We start from the raw sequence: 15163 nt of genomic DNA, 5'->3' as shown, positions 1-15163 counted from the left end.
TGAAACGAACAATCATTTTGTGTTAGCTGTTTTTAGTTTTAAACGATGCGTTTTCCTTTGATGACCTACGCACGTGACAACATTATTGTGTTGACTTAATAATTTGCCATTCAACCTCGCCTTTATACTGCCCTAGTTTTTGTGAAGCCTTTTGTGCTCTCAATTGAAAATCCCCTGGTTGTATTTGTGAGGTGAAGTCATAATCCTGATAGGCATTATCGCTGCTATCGGTTTGTCCTGTTGGCCGCGTCAAAACAAAACCATTCGTGATAGGCACAAAATCACCACCATGATTTTTGATGAACATAATATCACCAGTATCGGCCTGCAAATGCTGGCCATTATTACTCATATTATTATCTTTATACTGAACGTTCAGGGCAAATGTCGGGGTTGGTTCATCACTCTTGACAACCAATGCACCGGCTGTTTTTTCATTCGAATAGGCTGTCTGTGACCCCACAACATGCTTCCCAAAATCAATTAGGCTTGGGACTTGCGTGATCGATGTCGTAGTGTAATACAGCCGCAAGCGCGCAGACTGATCTGGGTAGGTGGAAGCGTCAGTTAAATAATCCCCTGAAAAAGTCGCATCATTCCAGAAATACTTCCCCACATCTGGATCTGTGTTCCGATTAAACACCCAGTCACTCGTAGGTAAGGCTCGCTCAATATATCTAAAGGCTACATATTGACCCGGCTTAACACTAACGTCCGAACCAAGATTCAAATTAACCCCTTTTGGATCAGCGGCACTATAAGAGACCATCGGCACTGGCTGCCAAGCATCAGGGTCAATATGGCTATCATTTTGGATTTGGTACTGTGCAGAAACCGATAATTGGGCATTCAAGAAGTTCATTAATTGTGAATTGCTTTGCGAACCCGTTGCTATTTCTAGACCACCTGTTTGATTCAAATGCTTGGTATTATTTTCGTCTGTCTGGATCCCCACATTTGTATATTGTGTTAAATCACCGGTCACTTGCGCTTGTAAAAGATAACGGACAGGTACTTCGCCCGCATTCAAATCGCTTAGTGCTTGTAAAATAGTCCACTTGCTGTCATCACTTTCTGGACTTGAAGGATTATTACCGGTATAAACTTGATTTTGCTGTTTAACATTCGTGAACGATCCAATCGGAATCGAAACTTGTGCTTTCGCAGTGTTGGTTGTCACTTGAACCCCATTGATCGTGGCTGTTGCTTGATTTTCAATTGTCTTGTAACTTTTACCATTAATCGTTGTTGTTGGTAACGTACGCCAATCATCGTTACTAATATTTAGTTTTCCGGGAATAACCAAGGTATACAATTGGTTATAGAATGATGCTTGACTCACATCTTTGGCCGTCGCCGTAATTTGATTCTGCTGCACGCTAATATTGAACAAGTTTGAAACATTTTGTCCATCGACCGACTCAACTTTTACACCGCTAGGATCAACTGTGACATAATTAGGTACTGAGTCTTTGAGGCTATAATCACTGTAATAACCACTATTATTCTCAAAGGGAACCGTCTGCTTCACTTGAAAAATAGGGGTATTCGTCAGCGGTGTGTCATTTGTTAGACCAACTGCTACTGGATCAGGTGTGGCAATATTTGTTAAAGCAGAAGATTCGAAGTTGATTCCGGCTGCAGTGTTACCTCCAGTGTCTTTTCCAACCGATTCATAACCATATTGAAAATCAGGCTGATTCGAGTAAGTGACGGTCATTTTGGTTTCATCACCATCAGAACCACCCTTTAGATCACCTGAAAATCCGGTTGGATCCATACTATTGTCAAAGAATATGTGATAGCCATTATTAGCATCTGAACCGGATTGTTTTAAATAAAAAAGTTTATCGATATAACGCTTATTAATCAATAATTTCTTCAAATTATTGATCGTTCCAAAATTCCAATAACCGGAGATAGTTAGTGGCTTCCCACTATCATCATAGTAAGCAACATCACTATTAATGCGCCACTTAGTAGAAAAATTATGGATCCGTAAAGATAAGAAACTTGTCCCATCGACCCCAATGCCACCTGCGCGGGATGGATCAGCTGTATCGGTATTACAAATCACATGTGCTTTAATTGTAACGTTCTTACCATTATAAAGACCAACATTGGTATAGGTTACAGTTGCCCCAAAAGTGGTCACACTATTATTTGCTGGCCTGATCAGCAACATTTTCCCTTTTTGGCCGCCATAGCCATCATCACCTGTATAAGATACATTTGAATTTGCATCAGCCACATAGGAAACTTTGGTACTGCTGGTATATATCGGCCGAAAATAATGATCTTTGTCAATAAACGTACCTTCCCCTATTTTAGATAACCCCTGTGACCCAGGATATTGGTCGATCGTCGCTGGGGCTGCAGCCGCTAAAAGCATTACTTTATTTGATAATACTGAATTTAAATCAGACGTTTGCAGCATTTGTTGGTGGTTTGTCTGACTGTTATTGAGTTTATCAAGAATATTGGTTGGGATATCTGCAGATGTCGCGGCCTGAACGCGTGTACTAGAACCTAGTAGAATTAATAAGAAAAATATGATAACAGCAAATAAGCCCACACTTGTTACGCGTATACTACCCTTTAAAGTATTCATAATCTATTCCCCCAAAAGAATATCTTCAAATAAACTAACCGCTAGATAATTTCAACTCATTCTAAATTTATGTGATAAACCGATAGATATAACTATATTTATTTTAAACCAATTTATGAGTACTTATGTTCAATATAGCAACGAAATTATTACTAATATTGAGTTTTCTGGAGAATTGGTTTTTTATTCTTACTGCGGAACATTCCTATAATTGTGCTTTTAAAAATTACCACCTATTGGCAAGTAGAAATTTCTACGATGCTATAAGTCAATATTTCCCATTGTTTAATAAATTTTAGGTAAAAAAATAAGGTGCCGGTAGACTGACATCCACCAACACCAAAAAGTATAGAACTTCATTTAGTAAGCCCCATCAGAAGACAAGACCGCATAAAATGTTTTAAAAAATATTTTCAAATCAAATGCAAAGCTATAATCATTAATATAAATCAGATCTAATTCCACCATTTGTTTGAAGCTCAATTTGTTTCGCCCAGAAACTTGCCATAAGCCCGTGCATCCCGGTTTAACTTGGAGTCTTTTCATATCTATCAAGCTATAATTCCTTACCTCACGAACTAAAGGCGGTCTTGGCCCAATAAAAGACATATCACCCTTCAACACATTCCATAATTGGGGTAATTCATCCAAGCTATACTCCCTAATGAAATGACCAACGTGGGTTACCCTAGGGTCATGTTTCATTTTAAACATGGCACCGTCAACTTCATTATACTTAATTAATTTCTTAATTTTTTTATCTGCCCCAACAACCATGCTGCGAAACTTATACATATTAAATCGTTGCCGCTTAAAACCAACACGAACCTGTGTATAAATCACTGGACTTTTAGGATCTTCAATTTTTATAAGCACTGCAATAATTAGAAAAACAGGCGATAGGATGGTTAATCCTGTAACTGCAATAGCGATATCAAAAATCCGTTTCCCAATCCTACGATAAAATTGATGCTCCAATTCAGTGTAACTGGTATCTTTGTCAAAATTCACGTCCCTTTGCATCTCAATCCTCCCCAAAGTACTATCAAGTAATTAAAATGTTGCTTTACAAAGTAGTTATTAACCAGTTAACTAGTTCATTTTCTTCCTTAACACCTAAACAAAACTACCTTATTTTAACATTTAAATAAATATTGTGAAACTTAAGCAGCCACTAATGATCCAAAAGTCTTATAATACAGATTATACACAAAAAACAAGCTGAGAGAATCCATATTTTGATAATTTTCTTTTATTTATATCAGCATAAGGTTGGATGCAAGACAGTATTAAAGTACTTTACAATCGATTAATTTACCCACTGAAAGCTGTTAAAAAATCTCACAACAATCATGATTCAAACTTACGGTGCTTCTTATTAAAAAAGTTAACCGTACTGACAAGTCCTAAGAAAGTCCAAGAAGCCACTGAAACAGCCGTACACAGTCGCTCCCAAGAGGAGTCGATATACTTTAAAACAACTTTAGTTCTTTTGTCAGCTGATTTGAACTGGATAGTTCCGCGATTAGAAATATTTTCTTTATTAATTTTTTTGTGGTTAATAAGAACCTGGTCATTATGTATGTAGACCAAGGGTAAATCTATATAAGTTCCAATCTTATTTCCACTCAAAATATATTCAATCTTGTTTGGAGAAACCTTTCTTTCCTTTTCAAATACACTAACATATTTATGATTTATAACTACTTTATTATCCATAATACTAGGACCATATGAAACTGCTGCGTTAGGAAAATAGTCTAAAGTTGAACCATTCCAATAACCAAAAATATTTTCAAAATTTTTATCTGTTAGTCTATACTTTATTGGTAAAATACGTCTACTCTGTTCAAAATTTGACAATTTGGAATAAGGCTTGACTTTACTTTTATTTGCACTTAATTGGTTAAATTCACTTCTTTGCTTCAAAATAGATCGTCCATGCACCATAGTCACACAAACGGGAACAAAAACTAGACAAGTGATTGAAACAAGGGTTAATAGTGGGTACTGCTTTCCCTTATTAATACGTTGTATCAACATCACACCTAGTAGTGATGCATAAGAAGCAACAAAAACTGTTGAAATACCTAATAACCGATATGGAAATTGTAGAAACCCAATTGGCGTACTATTAAATAGCCCCCACGGTACTAATGAAGTTGTCAAAACGACAAGCAAAGCACCCACGATATAAATAAACCGCTCTTTTACGGAAACGTATTTAATAAAAATCCACCCAAAAAGAACAACAAGCATCAATACCGGCCCAATAATTGCCCAATCAGCAGCATCTACTTGTGCAAACTTATTTCCGTAATAAAACGAATAGGTAAATGCCCTTTCTATCGACTCATATGGTCCTTTTATTAGTACAAGGCCCTTAAATGGCATATGTAGATCATTCAAATGTCTTTGTTCAAGCATTGGTCCCCAGAAAATCATACTTAAAGATATATTTAGTAACACGGACCAAAATAAACGCTTAAACCTTTGAAATTTATCTTGAATTTTCCAAAATAGCATAATAAATAACAGAGCCAAAATAACTATTAGAATAGCAAATGTCAATACATGTGTAAATAATACCAATGAAACAGAGATACTAAGTAGCTTCCAATAATGCTTATCTCCCCATAATAATTCATAAAAACTAAAAAATACTAATGGTAACCAAGTTAGACACAATGCTTCTCCTAAGACGAACTGGTCAAACATATCATGAAATCGGTAGGCACTAAATACATATATGACAGAAAATATAATTGCCCGAACTTTGTTACTTGAAAATTTCACCATTGCATAATATGACGTGATGAATGTTAAAACTGTGTACAAATAAATACCTGCATAATAAGCAGACACACCGCCAGGAATTATAAACCTGAGTAATGCAAATGGATAAGTTCCAATCCATGGATAGAAAAAATTAACACTCCCTCCTACCTGCCTAAAAGTAAATGTGCTGATTCTTGGTATAATAACGCCCCTTCTTAAATCTTGATACAATTCCTCAATACGCCCCAAATGAAATGGCAGATCTCCACCATAAGCATTCAGAGCATGCGTTTTTACAAATGGATATAAATATATAAGGGACAAAATACACCAAAAGGATAATAAGAGAAAATAATATATAATCTTGTGTTTATTGATGTTACTTCCAATGCTAGCTAATTTAAAATTCAATTAATGTTTTCCTCCCAATAACTACGTAATAGTCTTTCGAATATTGTTTTTAATTATAAACTTCTGCTTTACCTTTTTCTCTATTTTAATTTGTTCAATAGGTTCTGAATCGTCATTTAATAGCTTTTATTAAGTGTCATTGATATTTAATAATAATTTAATTAAAAGCGTTGTTTTGATATCCCGTTTTTCTAACATTGCACTGCATATAAACGATTGATAAAATTAAGATATACAATCATAAATATAAGCATCTTACGAGGTAAATAATTATGACTTTTTATGACATTCAAAATAATAGCAATACCAATGGTACAGCACTTTTCCAAGAAATCGTCCTCAAAACGAGTAGTAATGGAAAACCCTTTGCCAGCGGTTTTTTAGTGACTAAAGAAAAACGCATTCCCTTTAAAATCTGGGATGCATCAGATACTGCGCTAACTTTCAATAACAAAGTTGTCGACTTCAATGGGAAACGTAGTGACTACAATGATACCGTTCAATTCACCATTGATGAAAATAGCCTTAGTTTAAGTGATAATCAGAATTTAGCAGACTTTCTCCCTAGCTCCTATTGGGATATCACAACTTTAAAAAAAGATATCCGTTATTTTGTAGAAAAAATCACTGATCCGGATTACAACAAAATCGTCAACGATTTGTACAAAGAAGTCGCCCAAGATATTCCTGATCCCCTATTTGATATGCCTGCAGCAATTAAGATGCACCATGCCTTTATTGGTGGACTGTATACCCATGCCATATCAATGTGTTTCGCCGCTGAAGGCATTTTAAAGAATACAATTTATAAAACTGATATTAACGAGAGTCTGCTTTACGCTGGGATCTTGTTACATGACCTTGGCAAAGCTTATGCTTATACTAATAGTACAGATCATGAGGAAAGCAAGGCTGGGAATTTATTAGAGCACATTGCTATTATAGACGGTTTAATCGTCAGCGAAGGCATTCAAACATTTGGCTTAAGTTATGGCGAACTACTTAAAAATGAAAAGTTCCTACTACTTCGGCATCTTGTTTTGTCACATCATGGCCGTTTGGAATGGGGCGCTGCAATTAAACCAGCAACACCAGAAGCTACATTACTACATCAGCTGGATCTAATGGACTCACGTATGGAAATTATGCGTGAGGTTTATGATGACCAAGAAAGCGGAAGCTTTAGTGACAAAGTGTTTGGTTTGGATGGGACTAGGTTGTATAAAAACAGATCTAGTGAAGTGTAAAATAACTCTGCTACTTAAAAGTTAATCCCAGATTATTCACTGTATGTATATAAAAAGCGCTACTCGTTAAACCGCGCCGTTGTTTTTCATTATAGTGCTTCCCCTAAAGGGTGAAACACAGGTTTCCTAAAATGTTACGATTTAAGTGTCCATACCACATCACAAAACAAAGAGGGAAACACTATGAGTAGCTTTCAACGGACGGCCTTAAATTTTAAATCAAAAATTATTCTGAACTCGAGTAGTCAATTCTCATCATTTGGTAATTTCACTAATAAAGCTCGGACGATTCTCAGCACATTAGCAAGACCATGATCCATGATCAATTTAAGTCGGGGACACCCAGGATTAAAATTACTTTTCCGAATTTTAAATAATGTTCAAAACCTATGACTCGATCTTAAAAAATTATCCAGTGAGGGCTTATATAGCTTACCCTAAAATCCCAACCGATATGATTTATTTTAATTTCTATAAATTATGCGTTATTTATTTTGAAAAATAATTTTAATTTATCATTCAAAGCTAAAAAATAGACCAATTTCGGAGAAGTCTCAACTATTTTGTCTACCTCATGCCACCCATGAATAATTCAGGTTATTGCATCTACATAATATTATCTATGAATACCCTGAGATTCAAAGAAATTATTTAATTAATTTGAATGCTTTCTTGAGCATATATATAAAAAGTAAATTATCTTGATTAAGTATTCTTAATATTTTATCAAAAGTAGACGAACTCACTTGACTAATCAATCCCCATAATCTTTCACAGAGAAAATCTGATTTCCACCTTGATGAATGATTTTCTTTAAGTAATAAATTCAACTTCTGAATTATTAATAGCCTTGATTGTCTTTGTTTCGCATTTCGATTGCTTACCGTCATAATTGAGTTTGCTCGCATTCTATGTATTAAGTAATCATGCTCCAAAAATCCGATTAACTGACAGTTAATCAACAATTCGGGTGTAAACAATTCATCCTCATTTAAAATATTAGGCATGAATTGAATATCATTTTCGGTTAGAACTTCTCTTTTAATAAAGAAAAACCAAGGTGGTATTCTAGCTTGTCTAGAAAAAAGTTCGCAAAAACTCTTTGAATCATAGATTTTATTTGCTTTAAATAAAGTATTTTTAAAATATTCTGTTTGATCTCCCACACTTGCTTTAACACTCATATCTTCATAGTACAATTTACAATTAAAGTGAACAACATCAAGGTTATTCGCTTCAGCAAAGTTAAAACAGTCATCTAACATATGATCAATTAATACGTCATCTGAATCAAAAAAGTAAATATATTTTCCCCGTGCAATTTTTAACCCTGTATTTCTTGCAACAGACGGTCCTTCGTTTTGCTGACGTATTAATTGTGCATAGTCAAGATTATGAATTTTCCTCTGAATTATCTGAACAGTCTGGTCTGTACTACCATCGTCAACAAAGATTACTTCTTTATTTTGAAAATTTTGAGCTTTCAAACTATCGATGGCTTCACTAATGTATGAACTTACATTATAGCAAGGTACAATAATTGAAACATCTATCATTTTCCCCTCCAAATATACTAACATTAGATATATAACTATATATTAATCTAGAATTTCATTTTTATCTCTACTAATTCATTAAAGATGGTGTGATATGGTAACGTCGCACCATAGTTATTAATATATATTTGTTGAATAAATATTGCAATATACATTATGATGAACAGAAAACTCATAGATATATAATTTGATTTACTATCAACTTTTCTAAGCAAATTGGGTATTAATACCATTTGAATTGGCATAAACATCCAAATAATTCTTGCAGAGAGAGGTATTTGAGCGGATGTTATACAAACTAGCAGTGCTAAAGCTTCTAAATAGAATGACACGATATCTAAGCGAGATAGTGCTCTTAACTTACTTTGTCTTGACAAGACGATAACCGAAAAAATATAAACAATGGCGTTGCAAATTAAAAATACTGTTGTCAACTTACCCGTATCAAACCCTGAATTAAAATAGCCCACATATAGGTTTAAAGCGCTCAAAGTATAAAAAGTTAGTTTTCGAATCACATAAGCCAATGGTAGTGCACTAACCAATAACAACGATGTTAATTTCGGTTTAAATTTAAGATAGGTAATTAAATAAATTGGCACAAAAATCACTGCCGATTTATGAAAACCACACGCAACTATAACCCAAAATAAATATATAAATAGGCGCCGTTGAACTATATATTTTATGGCATACAAAAACACACAAATTGCTATTGACTGCCGCATCATGTTTAAGGACGTATTATAAAAAGTGATCGTAATAAATATGAACACACCCCATGCAATCGAGGTGGAATTGTCATCAACAAATTTCAGTATAAAAACTAGTAAAATCAAGTGAGTGAATACATAGAGCCATTGATAGTTATGTAGTATAACAACTGAAAAATAAGCAATAACTCGATACAATGGTTCAAATCCAGTGTTATCACCCGATAACATTCTTGGTATCTGATCGTTGATATATGACTGATAGTCTGTTCCAACGTTAAAACGAATGGCAGCCGGGATAAGTAAAATTAAGAATATAATTAATAATAATAATAATTGACCTGCTTTTCTGCTAGTATCCGTGGTTTGTATAATAGAACCATCATTAATATTCATCGTTTCTTTTCTTTGGCTGTCTATGATCATACCTAAAAATGTGGCTGAAATTAACATTATGATATATATCACCTTAACACCTCCTTATGTTCGAAATAATTTATAGTAAACATTATTTACGATTCGAAATGGCAGAAACCCTAACTTTAATAGTATCAGGGACAGTTTATTTGTTTTACTGAAGTAACTGTCTTTCATTAAGATTTTCCCATTTCGAAACAATTTATTCTTTAGTTCGTTGATAATCTCCGAGTATTTTGAAAAGTTATTTAACAATGCAATGTGCCCGAGGCTATTGATATATATTTCTGCTAAACGCCGATTGCCACCTTGAATTAGTCCCGGAAATCTATGACAAACGTCCGCAACCATCTTTTCTTCTCCAACAATTAAATCTAGTCTTTTTTCAGAGAATGGCTGCCGTACAATCGAATCATCTCGTTTTAAATAAATATACTTTGCAGTAAAGCCTACAACAATGGCATTTGCCGCAAGGATCAATTTATGCGTTACATACTCATCTTCAAATTCAACTTGAGCAGGATAACTGTATTTTTTGAACAAAGCTGTTCTTATTAATTTGCTATGTGCTGATATATCTATATTTAAAAGCTCATTTTTAAACATTTTGTCGAAGAATTTTTTTGAACTTAAAATTTCTTCATTCCAATCTCGACTTACATCAATCGTACGTTTCTTATATACGATTCTATCTGGACAGGCACCGATATCATATTTACCATTTTGGGTTAGGCCAACTAGATATTGAACATAGTCTACCGTTACATAATCATCTGCATCAATGAAAGCAATATACTCACCGGAAGCTGTTGCTACCCCAAGATTTCTCGTCTTGGCCCTACCTTCATTTTCTTTTGTAACAACTTTTATCCTTGAATCTTTTTCTTGATATTCTCGAATGATAGCTAACGAGTTATCGCTAGAGCCATCATCAATTAGAAGTATTTCAAGATTAGTGTAAGTTTGGCAAATTATAGACTCCACACACTTCTTTAAGTAAGCTTCCATATTATAAATAATTACTATAACGCTAATTTTAGGATTCATCGTTATCACCAATATACATGAAATGATTATTTAACAAAGTACTGTAAAATGTGACTTCTTTTGTTTGTGCTATGTAGGCCTTTAAATCAAGCTTAAAAATGGTTGTTCCCGTACGTTCAACTCGTTGAAATTTTTCTCTTGAAAAAACATCATTCCCATGGACCATAAAGAAATTATAAAATTCATTATTTGATTTAACACTATTGAGTAGATTTTGAATCGTTGGTTGTGTTTCACAACCTATTTCTATAAAATAATCAATTAAAAAATAATCTATCATCTCTTCATTTTGGTGCCAATAATTAAGAAACGCATGCAATAATAGATAGGCAAGTGGATTGTGAGCTTGTGTTCCCATGAAAAAAGCAGTCCACCTACCATTTGGAATAAAATAACCATTATTATAGCCACTTGTTTTAATAGTAAAGAAAGCTTCATTTTCAATTTTCTTTGGAATGTTAGTCGTAAAAATCGTGCTGTCTGCCCACAAACCACCATAATGGTACAGTAAATATGCACGACATATATCCGAAAAGTGTGTAATTGTTATTTGACCATTATCTAACTTTTCCCAAATATAGCTAGGTAAATCAAATACATAATCATGGACATTTTCTGAAGTAATAATTACAAATCGCCAGTTATTTTTACGACAACATCGAGCTATAGAATCAAAACAAGCTTGAGATAAATCAGGTATGTTATCTGTGCCTTGCCACCACATTGACCAAACAGTGAATCTTTTATCAGAGTTTAAAGGTTCATCAGGAATATAAGTGGGTACATACTCCTTTAAGTTATCTAATATTACCTTATCTCTTTTTTTAAAAATATGCGACTTACTATTTGCAAAGCGATTAGGTACTCGTGATATAAATAAAGATAACATTTGATAAAAAATAATTTTTGTTGGAATACGTCCAATATTGTTAAGATTTCTCGATGCCATTCGACTAATTTTTTTTATTGTGAAAACGACTTTATTCATTTACTAGGCTCTCCTCAAAAAATCAGCTATTCGTTTAGGCCCTAGCCAAATAAAATCTGCCAAATGGTAATATCCTTTTATATACAACATCGATATATAATATTTCAGTTTATTAGAAGTTCCCTTATGCCGGTACATAACCACTCGCCAATTTGGAAACTTTTTCGTAAGATCCGTAATGAAAAATTCTATGATTGTATTTCTTGATTTTCTATCTCTTACTGTTGTAAATCTTCTCAATATAGAATTAACAATATAATGTTCAATATAGAGATTTTCTACTTCATTTAGTTTTTCCTTTAATATCCCTAACTCATCCATTCGTGCGTAGACATGATCACACATAGGTTTAATATCAAAAAACCTAGCAAAGTCTTTTGTATGAGTTTGGGAATTTTGATTTTTCGAATGATAATAATATAAATCCTCATCTAGATATGCTACATGTTGTGCTTTTGCCATCACTATTGGGATAGTTCCTAAATCCTCATACCAATAATTTTCTAAAAAGCGTTCGTTTTTCCATAACTTTTTACGATAAATCTTGTTTACAGAAGATGTCGAAGCTGTGTCTAATGTCGTTCCCCATTTTGTAGATCTCGAACCTTTATCAGTCACATTCACAATGTTGAAAACCACTACATCCACGTCATTTTCGACAATTGCAGTGACACTTGATTTCACAAAGTCTTCTCGAACATAATCGTCACCATCTACAAAAAGAACGTAGTCTCCTCTAGCTTTGTCGAGTCCAATATTTCGAGCGTGAGCTTGTCCATGGTTTTCAGATTCAAGAACAAGTATGAAATTAGATAAATCAGTTACTTCATTTTTTAAAATCTGACGTGAATTATCGGTAGATCCATCATCAACTATAATAACTTCATAGTTTGAATAATTTTGATTTTTCAAAGAAGTAATACACTGCTGCAAATAAGGTTGCACATTATAAACTGGTACAATAATAGATACTACCGGCTCTTTCATCAATTTTGTCTTATTTTTCATACATCAACGCTGCCTAAATTTCCGTAGTAGAAACTTACCGCCCTTTTTCACCCAATTCTGGTGCTCCATAAACATATACTGGCACTCTGTATAATTCTGGTTTGTGGTGTAAAGCCAAACATCTAATAAAAGTTCACTAATAAATCCAAAAACGCGTTGCTCATAAGGGGAATAGTTTGAAATATCAACTTGTGCTTCCACCCTTGCTAAAACATCAAAGAGCCAGTAAGAGTAGGCTTCAAACTGCGGTCGCTTCATCACAAACATATTGAACATGTGGGCTGAACGTGCCTGCATTTGCTGATCATAGGCTGCGAGATAACGTGGGTAGTCTTTTTCAATGACCTGCCGTGTTACCGCTAACGGTGTACTATGATGTGCATGCACATAGTGAGACTGGTTGGTCTCAATATAATAGTGTCGTTTATTAGGTACAATGATATCGTGACCATGCAATAATTGATTTAAAGACCCTTGTGTTAAAATACTTTGAAACTTGTTTTGCGTTGCCCGCTTTGCACTTGGATCACGAAAGTAGCGTCGATAATGGACTAATCCAACTGCATCTACGTTATCAAGATTATGCCAAGCCCAATACTGCGCGGTCAATTCATTATAAAATGGATTTTTCAAAGAAATATTGGCCCCTGTATCATCACCGAGATAGGGTAATGTTACTTGATCACTTTCATGAAGCGCCTTACCCACAAAAATCGGAAGATAAAGTTCTTTATCTTCCGGCATTTGGTATTGTTTGTGGGCGGCTACTAAAATTTTGACATTCACTTTGGACACTCCTAAATTCACCAACTCATTGAAACAATAACGATGTTCTATGACGATGTTGATGTTCAATAATTACGTAGTTACAATCAACTATAATATTGGCTTTTTAAAAAACCAAAATTTCTTTTGCTGTCGAATTCGATAAATATCTGGAGAAAAAATACTTTCGCCATTTATAATTCTGACTGCATTTTCTTGATATTTAGCAGCTAATTTCCCACCAAATTGCTTCAACTTCTTAAAAGCTTCAGTCATTTTATAATTTCTACCTCGTAAGTTATGGGCATCTGAAGCGAAAACAAACCCCAAGTTTGCTCTAACAATCTTTTCTGTGAATCGCTGTATTTTTTTACCAAAGACACCCACAAAACTACTTGCTGTTAATTGGGTAAGACACCCCAGAGAAACTAGCTCATACAGTTGATCAGGATTCTCTAAAAGTCCACGATTTCGTTCAGGATGAACGATCACTGGCACAATCTCTCGGGCCAATAATTCATCAACCATTTTTACCGTATAATCTGGCACAGAATCATGCGGTAATTCTAACATCAAATAATGGTGATTTGCGTCAGCAAAAAGAATATCTTCACGGTCAATCGCTGTCAATAAGTCCCCTGTCAAATGAACTTCTTGCCCTGGAAACAATTTTAACGGAACATTAGCTTGATTTAAAGCTTTCTGCAACTTATTTGTCAACTGACGTACATCTTTGGGATGATTCATGTAAATCCCATTCATATGATGCGGCGTCACGAGAACATATTTGATTCCCTGAGAAACAGCAACTCTAGCTAACGCGATTGAATCTGCTAGCGTTTTAGCGCCATCATCAACACCGGGCAAAATATGACAGTGCAGATCCACAAGTATCATTTGTCACTAGTCCCGTAATAGCCCCCATAATAATCACCGTAATAACTATCTCCAGTATCAGCGACCCGATTCATAACGACACCTAAAATTTGGGCGTGCACATTCTCTAAAGCTTCTTTAGCGTGAACCACAGCACTTTTATTTGCTCTACCTTGAGGGATGACAATAATTGTCCCATCGGTCTTGGTGCTTAAAATCTGAGCGTCGGTCACCGAGCCGACTGGTGGGGCATCGAAAATGATAAAGTCAAAGTTCTTCTTTAAGTCCGCGATCACTTGATTCATTTTTTTGGTATTCAGTAACTCTGACGGATTTGGTGGAATAGGTCCTGAGGGCATCACATATAAATTATCTACCTGGGTGCTATGTAATGTTTCCGTATAATCAAAGGGGCCTGAGGACATTAATAATGTGGTTAATCCGTGCATATTGGATACATTAAAAGTACGATGCACTGTTGGCCGCCTTAAATCAGCATCCACTAACAATGTATTTTGGCCTTGATTGGCCCAAGTAACAGCCAAGTTTGCACTGACCGTTGACTTACCCTCTGACATCTCTGCGGAAGTTACCATAATCGCATCAATGTCGCGATCTACCTGTGAAAATTGCACATTGGTGCGAATCGTACGAAATTGTTCAGCAATCGTTGATTTAGGATCATCGATCGTTATTAATTGAACACCAACACTTTGTGCCGGGCTATCTTTATGTTTCTTATTCAA

12 protein-coding genes are annotated in these 15163 nt (G+C 34.7%); 1 reads left to right on the top strand and 11 read right to left on the bottom strand.

Translation table 11 applies throughout. The features are described 5' to 3' along the window. Positions 1 to 82: 82 nt before the first annotated feature. The 3 genes from FHQ08_RS04025 to FHQ08_RS04015 all read right to left on the bottom strand — a co-directional run bounded on the left by FHQ08_RS04025 (position 83) and on the right by FHQ08_RS04015 (position 5800). Positions 83 to 2611 carry a hypothetical protein gene (locus tag FHQ08_RS04025; protein WP_230913113.1) on the bottom strand — a complete coding sequence of 843 codons (2529 nt, stop codon included), beginning with the start codon at positions 2609 to 2611 and terminating at the stop codon, positions 83 to 85. 360 nt (positions 2612 to 2971) lie between these two features. Continuing rightward, positions 2972 to 3634, bottom strand: coding sequence for a sugar transferase (locus tag FHQ08_RS04020; protein ID WP_230913112.1), 663 nt, complete (start codon positions 3632 to 3634; stop codon positions 2972 to 2974). Positions 3635 to 3961: 327 nt separating this feature from the next. Continuing rightward, positions 3962 to 5800, bottom strand: a complete 1839-nt coding sequence (locus FHQ08_RS04015) for a glycosyltransferase family protein (RefSeq protein WP_230913111.1) — start codon at positions 5798 to 5800, stop codon at positions 3962 to 3964. Positions 5801 to 6072: 272 nt separating this feature from the next. On the opposite strand from FHQ08_RS04015, the gene FHQ08_RS04010 reads away from it, so the two are divergent. Continuing rightward, positions 6073 to 7047, top strand: a complete 975-nt coding sequence (locus FHQ08_RS04010; protein WP_230913110.1) for a 3'-5' exoribonuclease YhaM family protein — start codon at positions 6073 to 6075, stop codon at positions 7045 to 7047. A gap of 647 nt (positions 7048 to 7694) precedes the next feature. Here FHQ08_RS04010 and FHQ08_RS04005 read toward each other — a convergent pair. The 8 genes from FHQ08_RS04005 to FHQ08_RS03970 all read right to left on the bottom strand — a co-directional run bounded on the left by FHQ08_RS04005 (position 7695) and on the right by FHQ08_RS03970 (position 15163). Further along, on the bottom strand, positions 7695 to 8603 hold the full coding sequence (locus FHQ08_RS04005; RefSeq protein ID WP_230913109.1) for a glycosyltransferase: 909 nt from the start codon (positions 8601 to 8603) through the stop codon (positions 7695 to 7697). Positions 8604 to 8650: 47 nt separating this feature from the next. Beyond that, a complete protein-coding gene (locus FHQ08_RS04000; RefSeq protein ID WP_230913108.1) occupies positions 8651 to 9784 on the bottom strand; it encodes an EpsG family protein in 1134 nt (377 codons plus the stop codon). A gap of 12 nt (positions 9785 to 9796) precedes the next feature. After that, complete coding sequence (locus tag FHQ08_RS03995) at positions 9797 to 10780, bottom strand: glycosyltransferase family 2 protein (protein ID WP_230913107.1); 984 nt, start codon at positions 10778 to 10780, stop codon at positions 9797 to 9799. Continuing rightward, a complete protein-coding gene (locus FHQ08_RS03990; protein ID WP_230913106.1) occupies positions 10770 to 11768 on the bottom strand; it encodes a capsular polysaccharide synthesis protein in 999 nt (332 codons plus the stop codon). The genes FHQ08_RS03995 and FHQ08_RS03990 overlap by 11 nt, the downstream gene beginning before the upstream one ends. 3 nt (positions 11769 to 11771) lie before the next feature. Continuing rightward, complete coding sequence (locus FHQ08_RS03985) at positions 11772 to 12776, bottom strand: glycosyltransferase family 2 protein (RefSeq protein WP_230913105.1); 1005 nt, start codon at positions 12774 to 12776, stop codon at positions 11772 to 11774. A gap of 3 nt (positions 12777 to 12779) precedes the next feature. Beyond that, positions 12780 to 13562, bottom strand: coding sequence for a DUF4422 domain-containing protein (locus FHQ08_RS03980; RefSeq protein ID WP_230913104.1), 783 nt, complete (start codon positions 13560 to 13562; stop codon positions 12780 to 12782). 90 nt (positions 13563 to 13652) lie between these two features. Next, a complete protein-coding gene (locus FHQ08_RS03975) occupies positions 13653 to 14438 on the bottom strand; it encodes a tyrosine-protein phosphatase (protein ID WP_230913103.1) in 786 nt (261 codons plus the stop codon). Beyond that, positions 14435 to 15163, bottom strand: a complete 729-nt coding sequence (locus FHQ08_RS03970; RefSeq protein WP_230913102.1) for a CpsD/CapB family tyrosine-protein kinase — start codon at positions 15161 to 15163, stop codon at positions 14435 to 14437. Before FHQ08_RS03970 ends, FHQ08_RS03975 begins: the two co-directional genes overlap by 4 nt.

It is taken from the genome of Agrilactobacillus fermenti (genome assembly GCF_021030645.1).
GTDB classification, from domain to species: Bacteria; Bacillota; Bacilli; order Lactobacillales; family Lactobacillaceae; genus Agrilactobacillus; species Agrilactobacillus fermenti.
This window is presented reverse-complemented; position numbering and strand designations above follow the sequence as displayed.